General features: G+C 69.5%; 12 protein-coding genes. 7 read left to right on the top strand and 5 right to left on the bottom strand.

Annotated features, from left to right (window positions below; all coding sequences use genetic code 11):
- Positions 1–36: 36 nt before the first annotated feature.
- Both ACOZ38_RS13535 and ACOZ38_RS13530 read left to right on the top strand, forming a co-directional pair.
- Positions 37–699 (top strand): DUF6879 family protein, encoded by a 663-nt coding sequence (locus ACOZ38_RS13535; protein ID WP_424530814.1) that lies wholly within the window; start codon positions 37–39, stop codon positions 697–699.
- On the top strand, positions 696–1,907 hold the full coding sequence (locus ACOZ38_RS13530) for a hypothetical protein (protein WP_424530813.1): 1,212 nt from the start codon (positions 696–698) through the stop codon (positions 1,905–1,907). The genes ACOZ38_RS13535 and ACOZ38_RS13530 overlap by 4 nt, the downstream gene beginning before the upstream one ends.
- 74 nt (positions 1,908–1,981) lie before the next feature.
- On the opposite strand, the gene ACOZ38_RS13525 is transcribed toward ACOZ38_RS13530, so the two are convergent.
- Positions 1,982–2,761, bottom strand: coding sequence for a TNT domain-containing protein (locus ACOZ38_RS13525; protein ID WP_424530812.1), 780 nt, complete (start codon positions 2,759–2,761; stop codon positions 1,982–1,984).
- A 408-nt stretch (positions 2,762–3,169) separates the two neighbouring features.
- On the opposite strand from ACOZ38_RS13525, the gene ACOZ38_RS13520 reads away from it, so the two are divergent.
- Entirely contained in the window at positions 3,170–4,711 is a 1,542-nt protein-coding gene (locus ACOZ38_RS13520; protein ID WP_424530810.1) for an aldehyde dehydrogenase family protein, read from the top strand.
- Between the two features lie 99 nt (positions 4,712–4,810).
- Here ACOZ38_RS13520 and ACOZ38_RS13515 read toward each other — a convergent pair whose 3' ends face one another.
- A complete protein-coding gene (locus ACOZ38_RS13515) occupies positions 4,811–7,924 on the bottom strand; it encodes an AAA family ATPase (protein WP_424530809.1) in 3,114 nt (1,037 codons plus the stop codon).
- Between the two features lie 17 nt (positions 7,925–7,941).
- Entirely contained in the window at positions 7,942–8,628 is a 687-nt protein-coding gene (locus ACOZ38_RS13510; protein WP_424530807.1) for a hypothetical protein, read from the bottom strand.
- Positions 8,629–8,900: 272 nt separating this feature from the next.
- On the opposite strand from ACOZ38_RS13510, the gene ACOZ38_RS13505 reads away from it, so the two are divergent.
- Both ACOZ38_RS13505 and ACOZ38_RS13500 read left to right on the top strand, forming a co-directional pair.
- A complete protein-coding gene (locus ACOZ38_RS13505) occupies positions 8,901–9,893 on the top strand; it encodes a pirin family protein (RefSeq protein WP_424530805.1) in 993 nt (330 codons plus the stop codon).
- 36 nt (positions 9,894–9,929) lie between these two features.
- A complete protein-coding gene (locus tag ACOZ38_RS13500; protein ID WP_405146839.1) occupies positions 9,930–10,679 on the top strand; it encodes an SDR family NAD(P)-dependent oxidoreductase in 750 nt (249 codons plus the stop codon).
- 61 nt (positions 10,680–10,740) lie between these two features.
- On the opposite strand, the gene ACOZ38_RS13495 is transcribed toward ACOZ38_RS13500, so the two are convergent.
- On the bottom strand, positions 10,741–12,000 hold the full coding sequence (locus ACOZ38_RS13495) for a nucleotide sugar dehydrogenase (protein ID WP_424530803.1): 1,260 nt from the start codon (positions 11,998–12,000) through the stop codon (positions 10,741–10,743).
- 141 nt (positions 12,001–12,141) lie between these two features.
- On the bottom strand, positions 12,142–12,336 hold the full coding sequence (locus ACOZ38_RS13490) for a hypothetical protein (protein ID WP_424530802.1): 195 nt from the start codon (positions 12,334–12,336) through the stop codon (positions 12,142–12,144).
- 31 nt (positions 12,337–12,367) lie between these two features.
- On the opposite strand from ACOZ38_RS13490, the gene ACOZ38_RS13485 reads away from it, so the two are divergent.
- Together ACOZ38_RS13485 and ACOZ38_RS13480 are read left to right on the top strand one after the other, a co-directional pair.
- Positions 12,368–13,327, top strand: a complete 960-nt coding sequence (locus tag ACOZ38_RS13485; protein WP_424530801.1) for an ice-binding family protein — start codon at positions 12,368–12,370, stop codon at positions 13,325–13,327.
- 377 nt (positions 13,328–13,704) lie between these two features.
- Positions 13,705–15,744 carry a DUF4082 domain-containing protein gene (locus ACOZ38_RS13480; protein ID WP_424530800.1) on the top strand — a complete coding sequence of 680 codons (2,040 nt, stop codon included), beginning with the start codon at positions 13,705–13,707 and terminating at the stop codon, positions 15,742–15,744.
- Positions 15,745–15,748: the final 4 nt, after the last annotated feature.

The raw sequence follows: 15,748 nt of genomic DNA, 5'->3' as shown, positions 1-15,748 counted from the left end.
CGGCCGTCGAGTGCCCCCGGGTCACCGTCTATTTCAGTGGGGATACCGGTGAACAGACAATTACCACGGATTCACACCGTCCCAGGCCGCCTCCTGGCGACAAAAGAGTACGCGTCCGACTTTTTCGGCATTTTTCACAATATAGAGGGCGTGATCTGGAAGCTCGAACGCGCCCAGACCTTCGACGAGGGCTCCGACCCGAGCTGGAACACCATGCGACGCGGCGACTGGCACCGCTCGCTGGCCATGCTGGAGGAGGCCAGGGACACGATCGCCGCCGACCTGCCCGCCCGCGCACGGCTGCGGCGCCTGCGCGTCGTCCAGTGGCCGCTCACGCCGTACCTGCAGTGGGAGCTCCATCTGCTGGCCCTCCGGGCGCGGCTCGGCGAGCAGGGCCGGGTCGCCGACTCCGCGGAGGTGTCCGCGCTGGAGACCCGCGCCCCGCTTCCCGAGCTGGTGATCTTCCCGGGGGTCCGCATGTACCACGTCCTGTACGACGCGCGAGGCGCCTGCACGGGGGCCCGCAGGATCGACGACGGCGCGGTGGTGGAGTCGTGGACCTCGGTGGTCGCCTCGCTGTACGAGGGGGCGCACGACCTTTCTGACTACGTGGAGCGAAGGGTCCTGCCGCTGCCGCCGCCGAGACCGGGCCCCGGCCTGCCACAGCCCCTGCCGAGGCTCCACCCTGCCCTGCCATGACGGCGGTCCGGCTCCACGCTCTCGGCGTCCGCGAGGACCGCGGTGAGTGGATCGTGGGAAGGGCCGACACCGGCGTGTGCGTCGCGGTGCCGTACGAGGGGGTGCGCGCCATCCAGCTGCTCCAGGAGGGCATGACCGTCCGGGTGGTCCAGCGCCGGCTGCGCACGGAGACGGGCGCGAACCTCGACGTGGGCGACTTCGTCGCCGGGATGGCGGCCGTGGGCCTGGTGGCCTCGATCGGCGACCGGGTGCTCGACGCCCCGCCCGTCCCCCGGCCGTCGCTCCCCTGGCTGCCGGCGAGGCTGGTGCGCTGGACCCTGAGCCCGGTACTCCACGCCCTGCTGGCCGCGCTGGTCCTCGGCGGGCTCGCCGCCGTGCTCCTGCGCCCTGAGGTGGTCCCCCGCTGGGACGCCTTGATGTGGAGCGAGCACGGCACGCTGGTGCTGCTCGGCGAGGTGGTCGTGGTGACCGTGCTCGTCTCGCTCCACGAGCTGGCGCATCTGTGCACCGCCAGGGCCGCCGGCGTGCCGGGACGCATCCGGCTGGACACCCGGCTGCAGTTCCTGGCCGTGCAGACCGACGTGTCGGGCATCTGGCTGGCCGGCCGGCGCGCGCGCCTCACGGTCTACCTGGCCGGGATGGCCGTGGACGCCGCCCTCCTCGGCGGGTGCCTCGCGGCGATGGCGCTCTTCGGCACGCATCCGCTGCCGTCCGTCGTCGCCCTGACCGAGATGACGGCGCTCGCCCTGCAGTTCCTCGTCTTCATGCGCACCGACCTGTACTTCGTGATCCAGGACCTCACCGGCTGCCGCAACCTCTACGCGGGCGCCACGGCGTACCTGCTGTACGCGGTTCGCCGCGCCGCGCGCCGGCCGGCCGCGGACCCGCTCGCGGGCATCGATCGGCGGGAGCGCCGGGCGACCCGGCTCTACAGCGGGTTCCTCGTCGCCGGGACCGCCCTGTGCCTCGGGCTCTTCCTCGCCATCTCGCTGCCCTTCGTCGCCGCCCTGGCCGGCCGGTCCCTCGCGACCCTGACGCGGAACGACGGCGTCCTCCAGGCCGGCGACGCGGTCGCCACCCTCGCCGGTGTCATCGGGTACCAGCTCGCCTGGGCGGGCGCCTGGGCGCGCAGGCACGGACCGCGCGTACGGCGGCTCGTCGCCCGCGCCGTCGCGCGCCGCCGGGGGGCCCGCTCGTCTCCGGCCTGACCCGGCCACGGTACGTCCGCTCGGGGCGGCAGGGGGCGCCGTGCCCGCGAAGGCCCCCTGCCGCCCGAGCTCGCTCAGTTCAGCCGTTCCAGGTAACCGTTCTCCACCAGCCAGTTCACGGACACCTCGTCGCGCATCTGGGGCGACTCGGGGATGAGCCTGCTCACCAGGTGGTACTGGTCGCCGCCGCCCGGCTGCTGGAACGCCGAGGCGATCGGACCGGAGTCGACCGCGAACTCCCTGCTCACCCGGTAGGTGTGGTAGTTGCACAGGTACTGCGGCGCGCCGGGGAAGGTCTCCAGGTTGGTCGGGGGAATGCCGCGCTGGGAGAACGGCGTGCCGATCGGCGCCAGGAAGGCCCCGCCCTCGCCCCCGAAGCGATCGAGTTTCTCGCCGACGCGCAACGTCATCGCGGTAATGAGCGGACGGCCGTTGGAGTATCCCCCCGAATGGGCGAAACCGAAGTCGGGCGGATAGCGGTAGGAGGACGCCGCCCAGATCCAGTAGCGGTTGAGGAACTTCTGCGGCGGGAGTCCGCCGAGCGGCACATAACCGCTGAGAATCTTCCCCAGATCCCCGTTCTTCGGCAGGTTCTTCGGCCCGAGCCTCTGGTCCTCATTGACGTACGGCGCGGTGCAGACGGTCTCGTCCGGGTCCTCCGTCGCGGCGGGCGCCCGTCCGGTCAAGGAGGCGGACGCGGGCACGGCGAGAGGGCCGGCAGCCGTCACCCAGCCGGAACCGGCCCGCGAAGCAGTGGAGACCAGGGTGCCCGCCTGGGCGGGGACACCGCTGAGAGAGATGGCGACGATGCCGAGGGCGGCGGCCAGCGACGCGCGTCGGCGAAAATTTCGCAATGGATCCTCCTGATGATAGGAAGCCGGATCACGGCAATGTCTGCTCGATGTGCGAATCGAGAGAAACGGCGGGATACGCCCTTTTCATCTGGACGGCCGGCGCCGGTTTCCACGGCCGTCCCGAAACCGGCGGCCCGGGAATTCGGGCCGTTTCCGAGATGAGCGGAGCGATTGATCCCTGCGTACCCGCTTCTTGATCAGGAGTCCTGCGAGCGAAGCAATGAAACCACAAAAAAGAAACGCCAAAAGGCGCAATCAATGGGAAATGTCAAGCACAGCGGGAATATGCCCGCCAGTGGATCGATCACCGCGGCCGCGGCCGGGAGCGCCGGAACCGGGCCCGCCATGTTGGGTCAACCGTGCTCAGGCGGAAGAATGCAGGCAAGCGCCCATGCGAGGAGGTCAACGGTGACCCGACAGATCGTCTCCGTCGTCGGTGGCAAGGCCGCCGACGACCCCAACGCCAAGACCTACGACTCGGTCAACCCTGCCAGGACCGCCGAGACCGTGGCCCGGGTCCAGCTCGCCGGTCACGCCGCCTTCGCCTGGGCCTGCAGCGTGGCCGCCGCCGCGCAGCGCGAGTGGGCCCGGGTGCCCGCTCCGGTCCGCGGCCGGGTGGTCGCCTCGATCGGCCGGCTGGTCGAGGCCAACGCCGAGTCCCTGGCGAGGCTGGTCACCGACGAGATCGGCAAGCCGTACGCCGAGGCGCTCGGCGAGGTCAGGGAGATCGTGGACACCTGCGACTTCTTCCTCGGCGAGGGCCGGCGGATGTACGGCCAGACCATCCCGTCGGAGATGCCCGACAAGAACCTCTTCACCTTCCGGGTGCCCGTCGGGGTGGCCGCGGTGATCACGGCGGGCAACTTCCCCGTCGCGGTGCCGAGCTGGTATCTCGTCCCTGCCCTGCTGTGCGGCAACGCCGTGGTCTGGAAGCCCGCCGAGTACGCCTCGGCCTCCGCGCACGCGCTCTACCGGCTGTTCGTGGCCGCCGGGCTGCCCGACGGGGTGCTGAACCTCGTGTTCGCCGACGGCGCCTCGACCTTCGCCGGGCTCGACGCGGCGCTCGCGGAGGGCACCGTGCAGAAGGTCGGCTTCACCGGTTCGACCGCCGTCGGGCGCCGTATCGGCGAGCTGTGCGGGCGGCACCTGCAGTCGCCCTGCCTGGAGCTGGGCGGCAAGAACCCCATGGTCGTCATGCCGGACGCCGACCTCGACCTGGCCGTGGAGGGCGCGCTGTTCTCGGGGTTCGGCACCGCGGGGCAGCGCTGCACCTCGCTCGGCACCGTGCTGGTGCACCGGTCGGTGCACGACGAGTTCGTCGGCCGGTACGTCCGGGCCGTACAGGACGCCACGGTCGGTGATCCCGCCGGCGAGGTGCTCTACGGCCCGATGCTCGACCACCGCTTCGCCGAGCGCTACGAGGAGTACCTCGGCTGGATCCAGCCGCACCACAAGGTGGTCACCGGCCCGGCCGGGCGGATCACGGCGGACAACCCGCGCGCCGGCTTCGACGGCGCCGGAGGCCTCTACTACCACCCGGTGGTCGTGGACGGCCTGCGCCACGGCGACCGCCTGTTCCTGGAGGAGACCTTCGGGCCCATCGTCGGCGTCGCGTCGTTCGGCAGCCTGGACGAGGCGATCGAGCTGGCGAACCGCCCCGGCTACGGGCTCTCGTCCTCGATCTACACCACCGACCCGAAGGCGGCGTTCCGGTTCCGCGCGGGCATCGGGGCGGGGATGGTCAGCGTCAACAACTCCACCTCCGGCGCCGAGGCCCACCTGCCCTTCGGCGGCAACGGCAAGTCGGGCAACGGCAGCCGCCAGTCGGGCGTGTGGGTGCTCGACCAGTTCACCCGCTGGCAGGCGATGAACTGGGACTACTCGGGCCGCCTCCAGAAGGCCCAGATGGACGTCGCCGAGATCATCCCCGACCTGGAGTTCCGGCTCTAGCGGGCGGCGGCCTCCGCTCCGGCCGCCGCGGCCGCCGTGACGTCAGCCTCCGTTCCGGCCGCCGCGGCCGTCATGACGTCAGTCGCGGCCGTCGTGACGTCAGGCTCCGTTCTGGCCGTTGCGGCCGTCGTAGCCGAGAAGGCGCATCGCGGTCTCGGGCTCCATGGCGGCCGCGAGCAGTTGCGCCCGCTCGACGGCGCGGTCCCTGGACTGCTCGGCCCTGATCCGCCCGGCCTGCTGGCCGCGGATCATGATGGCGGCGACGCCCGCCCCGGCGAGCAGCAGCACCCCCACGAGGATCAGCGCCACGATGCCGCCCGTCGAGGAGGCCGTCGCCGTGCCGTCCGCGCCCGGAGCCGGGCCGCCGGCGAAAAGGACGAGCCCGAGGAGCACGAAGACCACGAGCGCCGCGGCGGACGCCAGGGCGATCAGAACCGGCCGTCGCGACCGGCGCACGGCCGGGGCCGGGCCGGGCGGCTCCGGCTGGGCGGCGGCACCTGGCGGGATGACATCCGCCGGGACGGCCGGGGGCCGGTCGGGGCTCCACGGGATGAACTCCGGCGAGGTGCCCCCGTTGGCCGAGGGAGCCACTGCGGCGGGGTGCCCGTTGCCGGGCGGCGCGAACCACGGGCCGTCGGCGACCTCGGAGCCGGGCGCGTGGTCGTACGGCCCTGACTGCGGGACCCCGTACGAACCCGGCTGTGGCGCGCCGTACGGACCAGGCTGCGGCGCGCCGTACAGGCCTGACTGTGGCGCGCCGTACGGGCCGGGCTGCGGGGCCCCGTACGGGCCGGGCTGCGGCACGACCTGACCGGCGATGACCGGCTGGGGAAGCCGGGCCGGTCGCGGCCGGGGCAGCGGTGAGGTCACGTGGCTGTGCGTGCGGTGGGCTGCGGCGGCGACCTCGTGGTAGGCCTCCAGCTCCTCGTCGAACTCCTCCGAGGTGTAGAGCGAGCCGTCGACCAGCGGGCCGCGGGTGCCCTCGATCACCGCGATCACGTCGTCGCCGTTGAGCGTCTTGTGCTGTTCCAGCGCGTGCGCGACGCGCAGCACCTCGCGGCGGTTCTCCTTCAGCAGGTCCTCGGTCTTCTTCAGGATCCTGGCGAGGTTGAACTCGATGCGCTCGGCCAGCATGTCGGGGGTGAGGTGGTCGCGGCGCCCGCCGGGCTCCTGGGTGTACCCGATGCCGCCGGTGCCGCCTGGCCGGGGGGCCGCCTTGCCGTCCCTGATGCCGAGCTGCTGCAGCGCCGCCAGCGAGGCGACGCCGACGCCCATGCCCCAGTAGGCCTCCATGAGGCCGGTGACCATGGTCGCGCTTTCGAGGTCGCCGGAGACGCCGGAGGAGTTGTCCTCCCCGAAGAACATGCGCTCGCCGGCGAGGGAGGCGAGCGACACGATGATGTCGGACTCGTACTCGCTGCGCCAGCGGGTGAACTGGTCCTCTGGCTTGATGCTGGAGACCATGCCGAGGTAGTCGGCGCCCTTCTCGATCGTCGCGATGTCGATCTCGAGGTGCTGGCGGGTGCGGTAGGCGGCGACGGCGTGGCAGGCCTCGTGCACGGCCACCGCGTGGCGCTCGCGCTCGATGTACTCGACGTCCTCGGGCGGGCCGAGCTGCTTCAGCCGCTTGGCGGTCGTGACGTCCGCCCAGGTGATGACCTCGCGCCCGCCTCGGATGGCCGTGATGAGCGATTCGTTCACCAGGTCCTTGATGGTGGCGCCCGTGGCGTACGGCGTGATCGTGGCCAGCTTGTCCATCTGCTCGGGGGTGAGCTCGTGGCGCACCTTGTCGAAGTAGCCCTGGTAGGTGCGGACACGCCCGGCCTTGGAGGGGTATCCCACCTTGTAGATGCGGTCGATGCGGCCTGGCCGCAGCAGCGCCTCGTCGAGCGAGTTCGGCATGTTGGTGGCCATCATGACAAGGATGCGGTACTTCGGCGGCGGCTTGGGCCGCATGCCGAGCAGCCGCCTGACGTAGCGGTTGATGAACCCGCGCGGCTTCTTCAGGCCCGAGAGCTCGGTCAGCAGCGCCTGCAGCGTGCCCTGGTCGCCGCCGCCGCCCATCATGCCCATCGGGGAGACGACGCGGTCGCGGCCGGGCTCGGGCGCCACCGGGCCGAGCGCGTGCCTGGTGAGCACGTTCCTGGTCTCGCCTGACAGGTACGTGAACCCGTGGCAGCCGTCGGTCCGGAACGGGGCGCCCACCGCGAAGCCGCCGCCTCCGGGCGGCCCCTGCTGGGCGAGCGCGCCGCGCCGGCCGAGCGAGTCGGCCTCGTCGAAGAAGACGATCACGCCGCCGTACCTGAGCGCGAGCTTGCGCAACTTCCTGAACAGTGACTTCACCTTCAGGATGCCGATGCCCATGAACATGTTGACGAAGGCGCCGGGGTCCACGAAGACGTACGGCCGCCCGGTCTCGCCCGCGACCGCCTCGGCCATCAGCGTCTTGCCCGTGCCGGGCGGGCCCCACAGGAGCAGGCCGCTCGGCACGTACCCGCCCTTGTCCTCGATCTCGTCGGGCTTCTCCAGGAAGACGATGTTCTCCTTCACGCGCTCGACGACATGGTCCTGGCCCCACACGTCGGAGAACCGGGTCTTGATGTCGTCGGGGAAGTAGGTCTCGACGCCGCCCCTGGACATGAACCAGAAGAGCCCGACGAACTGGATGATGACGAAGAAGAACCCGAAAGCGAGCTGCAGCCCGTACGGGAGCACCTGCCAGAGCAGGGCGGGCGCCTGGAAGAGCGCGAGCGCCGGGGAGACGTCGAGGATCTGGCCCAGCACCAGCGCGAGGAGCGCGATCCAGAACAGCCACTTCATGGCCCTGGCGATGCGGTAGCGGTTCCAGTCGCTGAACCGGCGCCGCGTCCACCCGTCGAAGCCCCCGAAGACCTTCGTGGTCCAGAAGCGGTGGTAAGACGCCGACCGCTCGCTCATCAGGAAGTGGAACTGCCGTACGAGCTCCGCGGCCATCAGCGCCATGATGATCGAACCGGCCCGGCTCGCCGCGATCGTCCGCGCGGCGTCGCCGAACGGCATGATCCCCTCGAACGAGGCCATGTCATGCCAGACGAGCACGAGGAACGCGAGCACCAGCACGAGCAGGATCTTGATCCGGTCCCAGAAGGCCATGGTGCGCCTGGTGGTGGAGTCGGGCCCGGAGTCGGGAGCGCGCAGCCCCGTGGGCTGCTCAGGCGCTGGGGCGTGTGTCATCGGGGCTCCTCACCCGGTCACCCGGGAATTCGCTTGACCTTGAAGGACTGCGCGATCTTGTCGAGCTCCTGCGTCCGGCTCTGGTAGCACGTGGCCGAGCAGCGGATGAGGAGGACGGATACGCGACTGCCGTCCGCGGCGAGGTAGGCGGTCTGGTCGAAGGTCTGAACCGGGCCTCCGAGCACCTTGAAGTTGTAGACCAGGTGGACGCCTCGCACGCCGTCCTGGGGTGGGAGCACCTCGTCGCTGAGGAGTTCGAAGTCCTTGAAGGGATAGGCGGGGGTGTCCTCCATCTGCTTGCGGAGGTCGTCGCTGACCACGACCGGCAGCATCGCCGCGTTGCGCAGGACGTCCAGGGAGACCGCGTCCCGCTCCGACTCGGTGAGGTTCGACACCATCGCGAAGGCGAACGGCTCCTCGGAGCCCTCGGAGTCCAGCAGGTGGTCGGCCGACGGCCTGCTGAAGCCGTCGTAGGCGACCGTCCAGGAGAGCCGTTTTCGTACCTGGGCGGTGGCGGAGGCCATGTCACCGAAGACCTTCCGGTCCAGCGCTTTCTGGTCTACCTTCTGCCACGTGGCGGGCACCTTGAAGTAGCTCTGCCCGTCGTTGCCCATGACATACGTGAAATCGGCACCACCACAACCGGCCAGCCCGGTGACCAGGACAGCAGCAGTCGCCGCCGACATGATCAACCGAGACCCCACCCGCGCTCTTTCCACAGGGGCCTTACCTCCGCCTTGCGGGTCAACATGGTTGTTGTGCCCGCTTTCCCGGCATCCTCCCCTGCAAAGATTTTGGAAATCTTGACCAAATCTTTCCGGAAAGTTAGCTCGTCTTGTTACACAGCCCGGCCTCAGGTTCGCGGGAATAGTTGAAACATCAACTTCTGTTGTGCGGAGTATCCTCGTCCACGAGGCGCGACGCCATACCGGGAAGGTGTGGCGGCGCACGTCACAGCCAAGGAAGAAGGGCTCCCATGCCTGCCGTCACCGCTGACACCCTGACCCTCCCGAGGCTCCCGCGGCTGCCCGAGGCCACCACGGCCTGGCGTCCGGTCGCGAGGGTCATCACCGCGGAGCACCACTTGGAGGGGGAGGGCTTCGCCGTGCGCCGCCCCTTCCCGGGCGTCGACCTCTCGCTGGCCGACCCCTTCCTCCTGCTCGACCACATGGGCGCGGTGGAGTACGCGCCGGGCGAGGCAATGGGCACGCCCTGGCACCCCCACCGCGGCTTCGAGACGGTGACCTACATCATCGACGGCGCCTTCCAGCACCGGGACACCACGGGCGGCGGCGGCCTGATCTCCGACGGCGACACGCAGTGGATGACCGCGGGAAGCGGACTGCAGCACATCGAGCAGCCGCCGCCGGAGCTGGTCGCCTCGGGCGGCCTCTTCCACGGCGTGCAGCTGTGGGTCAACCTGCCCCGCGCGCAGAAGTGGGTCGCGCCGCGCTACCAGGACATCAATCGGAGCGACGTGAAGCTCCTTTCGAGCGAGGACGGGTCCTCCCTGGTCCGGGTCATCGCGGGATCGCTCGCCGGGCACGACGGGCCGGGCATCACCTACACGCCGATCACCTACCTGCACGCGACCGTCGCCCCCGGCGCACGGCTGGACCTGCCGTGGCCGGCGGACTTCAACGCCCTGGTGTACGTCCTCAGCGGCCGGGGCACCGTCGGCACCGCCAACACCGCGCTGGACGAGGGCCGGCTGGCCACCTTCGGCCCGCGCGGCGAGGCGCTGACACTGCGTGCGGCGGACTCCCAGCCGGTGGCCAGCGCGCAGGGATGGGAGATCCTCGTGCTCGGCGGGCTGCCGATCAAGGAGCCGATCGCCCGGTACGGCCCGTTCGTGATGAACACCCGGAACGAGATCGTCCAGGCCTTCGAGGACTTCCAGGCGGGCCGCATGGGCGTGGTCCCCGCCGAGAAGATCCCCCACCGCTCCGCCCGGGACGAGACCCTCTAGGGAGTACACGCGACCTGTGGTCGCTAGTCTGCGTTCATGCCTACCGCACTGATCACGGGCGCGACCGCCGGTCTCGGCGCCGCCTTCGCACGCAGGCTCGCCGCCGACGGGTTCTCCCTCGTGCTGGTCGCCCGCGACGAGAAGCGACTCACCTCGGCGGCCTCCGAGCTGCACCGCCGGTACGGCGTGGCGGCCGAGGTGCTCGCCGCCGACCTCGCCACCGGCGAGGGGGTCACCGCGGTGGAGAAGCGGCTGCGCGAGGGGGTCGACCTGCTGGTCAACAACGCCGGTTTCGGCCACTCCGGCGCGGCCCTCGACGTGCCGGTGGCCGACGAGGTGACCATGCTGCGCGTGCACTGCGAGGCGGTGCTGCGGCTGACGATGGCCGCCCTGCCCGCCATCCGGGCGCGGGGCCGCGGCGGAGTGATCAACGTCGCCTCCGTGGCGGCGTTCTTCCCGCACGGCACGTACAGCGCCTCCAAGGCCTGGGTGGTCACCTTCAGCGAGTCGCTCGCCCTGCGGGTCCCGGAGCCTCGCGTGCGCGTCATGGCCCTTTGCCCGGGGTTCGTGCGGACCGAGTTCCACGAGCGGGCGGCGATCGACACCTCCGGCATTCCCGGGTTCCTCTGGCTCTCCGCCGATCGCGTGGTCGACGCCGCCATGCGCGACTTCGCCCGCGGCCTGCCCGTGAGCGTGCCGGACCCGAGGTACAAGGTGATCGCGGCGATCGCGAGGTACGTGCCGCGTGGCGTGGTCAGCCGGGTCTCCGCGGGCATCGGCCGCTGACCGGCGCGAGCCTCAGGCGCCCGGCCCCCGGGCGATCGCCCCGGGGGCCGGGCATCCGGACTCACAGGCACTCGACGTTGGGGCCCCTGCAGCGGTTGCGCGCGTCGAAGACGAAGGGGCTCGCCCGCTGCACGAGGCCGTAGTCGAAGCAGTCGTGGTCGGTGAGCACCAGGACCGCGTCCGCCTGGGCCAGCTCTGTCTCGGTGAGCCGCACCATGTCCATCTCAGCCGGAAGCAGGGAGCTGTCGACATACGGATCCACGACTCTCACATCCGCGCCGAGCTTGCACAGGGCCTTGGTCACCTCGATCGCGGGCGACTCGCGGCAGTCTCCCGCGTTCTTCTTGTAGGCGACCCCGAGCACGAGGACCCGGCTGCCGTTGATCGCCTTGCGCCTCTGGTTGAGCGCGAGGCTCAGCCGCTGCACGACGTTGTCCGGCATGTGGTCGTTGATGTCGTTCGCCAGCTCCACGAACCTGAAGTTGTGCCCCAGGCTGCGCTTGACCCTCCATGACAGATAGGACGGGTCGATCGGCAGGCAGTGACCGCCGACGCCGGGCCCGGGGGTGAAGCGCATGTAGCCGAACGGCTTGGTGGAGGCGGCGTCGATCGCTTCCCAGACGTCGATCCTGAGCTGCTGCGCGAAGATGGACAACTCGTTGACCAGGGCGATGTTGACATGCCTGAAGGTGTTCTCCAGAAGCTTGCAGAGCTCGGCGACCTGCAGTGAGGAGACGGGGACGACCTCCTGCACTATTCGCCGGTAGAACGCCTGGATCCGGTCCAGGGAAGCCTCGTCGATGCCGGACACGACCTTAGGCGTGTTGTCGAGCCGCCACCGGCCGTTCCCCGGGTCGATCCGCTCCGGACTGTAACCGAGGAAGAAGTCCTCGGGCGTGCGCAGACCGGAGCCTGCCTCGAGCAGCGGACGCAGGTGCTCCTCGGTGGTGCCCGGATAGGTGGTGGACTCCAGGATCACCGTGGCGCCCCGCCGCACCAGCGGCGCGATGGACTCGCCGGCCGAGCCGATGTGACGCAGGTCGGGAGCGCCGTCGCGGAGAGGCGTGGGCACGGTGATCACGCAGACGTCGAACCCCTCCGCGTCGGCGTAGTCCGTACTGGCGAGATAACGGCCGGAAGAATGCGCGGCGGCGAGCACGTAGCCGCTGATGTCCTCGACATAGGACTCCGCGGCGTTCAGCCGCTTGACACGCCACTCGTCCACGTCGATGCCCACGACGTCGAATCCGGTCTCGACCGCCCGCATCGCCAAAGGCAGGCCCACATAACCCTGCCCGACGACGACCAGCTTGTCTCCCATTTCAGATCCCCCCGGCGTTTCGAAAAAGTACAGGAACGACTGTAAAAGGCGGGCCTTCTTATAACGTCGATCCCGCGGCGATCCGGGCGTGTCGTTCGGCCATGCACCGCAAGACCGGCGATAGTGACGTGAGTCGCCGATTCAAATGGCATTGATACCGGAGAAGGAACGACAGATGATAAGTACCAGTTGCCCGCGTATTCTCGGCAGGAATACCCGTCGTTCCCGGTCGGCGGTGATCGTCTCGGTCATCGTCATGGCGGTCCCGTCCTTCGCTCCGCCGATCTCGGGCGCCGTGGCGATCGGCCCGGCCGCCCCGCGCGCTTCGAGCGCCACGGCGGGCGCGTCCCGCGGTCCGGGTGCCGCGGTGCCACCTGTCGATCTCGGCTATGCGATGGACTGCGCGGTCATGGCCGGGACGGCGGTGACCGGCACGAACAAGGTCACGGTGACCGGGGATCTCAACGTGACCCCCGGAACCTTCGTGAGCGGCTTCCCGCCCGGCCAGGTGCGGGGATCCATCGATCTGAACGACGCCGAGGCGCGAAGGGAGATGGCCGCCGCGGTCGCCGCCTACAACGACGCCGCGAGCCGGACGCCCACGGCGACCGTGCCCTCGGTCCTCGGCAACGGCTCGACGATGACCCCCGGCGTCTACCGCACGCCGGGCGGCGTCTTCACCCTGAGCGGGACGCTCCACCTCGACGCCCAGGCGGACCCGAACGCCACCTTCATCTTCCAGGCGACATCCCTGGTCACGGACAGGGTCAGCAACATCGACCTCGTCAACGGCGCCCAGGCGGACAACGTCATCTGGCAGGTGGGCGACTCGGCGACCCTGGGAAGGTACGCCACCTTCCGGGGGAACCTCCTGGCGAGGAACTCGATCGCGGTGACCACGGGCACGGCCATGTACGGCCGCACCATCGCCCTCCACAACATGGTCACGATCGACGGCACCACCACCGGGCCGGCCACTCGCGTCACCACCCCGAACGACCCGCCGACCAGCACGACCTTGACCTCCTCGCCGAACCCCTCACAGCAGGGCGATCCCGTGACCTTCACCGCCACGGTGCACGGGAACGTCGATTCGTTCCTCCCCACCGGGGTGGTGAGCTTCAAGGACGGCGCCAACGTCATCGGCTCGGCGCCGCTCAACAGTTCGGCGGTCGCGACGTTCACGACCTCCGCACTCTCCGTCGGCCCACGCCAGATGACCGCCGTGTACGTCAGCGGGGGCACCGCCGTCAACGAGCAGTGGGTCCACTTCACACCGAGCCAGTCGCCCGTACTGGTCCAGCAGGTGCTCAACCGCGGGAGCTAGCGACTCGCGCATACCGGGCGCCTCCCCACCGCCTCGCTTGAACGGGTCGAATGCCAAACTCCCTTAAATCACCATATAAAGCACGCGAAGCCTATTCGGGCCCTTTGAAGTATTGGAGATAAGGCCATGCGGGAGTAAAGGCAACACAGCACGTCACCAGAAATTTCCAATGATCGAACGTAGCCCCGTAGTCGACACCATTAAAGGCGCAACTGTTACGTATCCGATGAATTGCCCATCTGCGTAACACCCGTTTCTCCGCCATGCACGACAGAAGACGACTCGGACACCTGCTCCGCCACGATCACGAGGCCGCGCCTCAGCACGGTTCAGGCCGGCCACTGACCAAGCACCTCGTCGTCGAAAAGTTGATTGCCATGTCGAAGCCCAGGCACAGCGCCAGCATCTCCTCCATCCGTCCACGCGTCGGCAGGTCATGCCTCGCCGCCGCCCTCGCCGCCCTCCTCGCGATGTTCATGGTCGTCACGACCCCATCCGGCGCGAGCGCGGCACAGTCACCGGTGAACCTCGGCAGCGCCGCGTCCTTCGGGGTGCTGGCCGGCACCGCGGTGACGAACACCGACCTCACCGCGATCACCGGAGATCTCGGAGTCAGCCCCGGCACCTCGGTGACGGGCTTCCCGCCCGGCACCGTGAGCGGTGCGACGCACGCGGGTGACGCCACCGCCTCGGCGGCCAAGAGCGATCTGGTCGCCGCCTACAATGACGTCGCCGGGCGCACTCCCGTCGTCACCGTCGCCGCCGAACTCGGCGGGACCACCCAGACGCCCGGGGTCTACACCCCCACCGGCGGGAACTTCCAGATAACCGGGACGCTCACGCTCGACGCGCAGAGCAACCCGGATGCCGTCTTCATCTTCCGAGCCGCCACCCTCACCACCGCGAACGCCAGCAACATCAACCTCGTCAACGGCGCCCAAGCGAACAACGTGTTCTGGCAGCTCACCGATTCGGGCACCCTTGGCACGCTCTGCACCTTCCGGGGGAACGTCCTGGCCACGAACTCCGTCACGGTGAGCAGCGGTGCCGCCGTCTTCGGCCGGGTCTTCGCCCTCAACGGCACGGCGGCCCTTCAGGGCACCAGCAACCCTCCGAAGACCCGCGTCACCGTCCCGAACGACCCTCCGACCACGACCACGCTGACCACGTCGGCCAACCCCGCCCAGAGGGGACAGTCGATCACCTTGACCGCCACGGTCAGCGCGGTTTCCGGCTCGGTCGTTCCGCAAGGTCAGGTGGCCTTCAAGGACGGCGCGACCATCATCGGCTCCGCCAACCAGTCCGGCTCTGGACCGGCCGTGCTCACGATCTCGAGCCTCGCCGCGGGACAGCATCCGATCACCGCCGTCTACCTGGGCGGCGACACCCCCGACGGACAGGCGATCATCCACTTCGCCCCGAGCACGTCGGCCCAGGTGCTCCAGGTCGTCACGAGCACTCTCTGGGACAGCACGGCCGTGCCGGCCGTCGCGGCCAATCCCGACACTCTGCCCGTCGTGCTCGGCGTGAAGTTCAAGGCCACGGCCAACGGCACGATCACCGGCATCCGGTACTACAAGGGCTCCCCGAACACCGGCACCCATATCGGCAGCCTGTGGACCAGCGGCGGCTCACTGCTCGCCAGCGCGACCTTCACCGGCGAGACCGCGTCCGGCTGGCAGCAGGTGAACTTCGCCACCCCCGTGCCGATCACCGCCGGCACCACCTACATCGCGTCTTATCTCACGATGACCGGGCATTTCTCGTACACGCTGCAGTACTTCACCACGCAATACACGAATGACCCGCTGCTGGCACTCGCGGATGGCGCGGAGGGCGGCAACGGCGTCTACAACTACGGCTCGACGAACGCCTTCCCGTCCAGCACCTATCAGTCCACCAACTACTGGGTCGACGTCGTCTTCGTGCCGTCGAAAAGCTTGTGGGACAAATCGGCCACCCCGGCCGTGCCGTCCGTACCGGACTCCCGGCCCGTCGTGGTCGGCGTGAAATTCAGGGCCACCACGAACGGGACCATCGACGGCATCCGGTTCTACAAGGGGTCGATGAACACCGGCACCCACACCGGCGGCCTGTGGACCAGCGGCGGCTCACTGCTCGCCAGCGCGACCTTCACCGGCGAGACCGCGTCCGGCTGGCAGCAGGTGAACTTCGCCACCCCCGTGCCGATCACCGCCGGCACCACCTACATAGCCTCTTACCAGACCACATCAGGGTTCTTTTCGGCCACAGCCCCCTATTTCACTTCTCAATACACGAGCGGCTCCCTGTACGCCCTGGCGGACGGCGATGAGGGCGGAAACGGAATCTATCTCTACAATGCGGCGAACACCTTCCCCACCAGCAGCTACCAATCCGCGAACTACTGGGTGGACGTCGTGTTCACCACCAGCTAGCTGC

This window comes from Sphaerisporangium viridialbum (genome assembly GCF_049674955.1).
GTDB classification, from domain to species: Bacteria; Actinomycetota; Actinomycetes; order Streptosporangiales; family Streptosporangiaceae; genus Sphaerisporangium; species Sphaerisporangium viridialbum.
The sequence above is the reverse complement of the archived record's forward strand: the minus strand, read 5'-3'. Positions and strand labels throughout refer to the sequence as shown.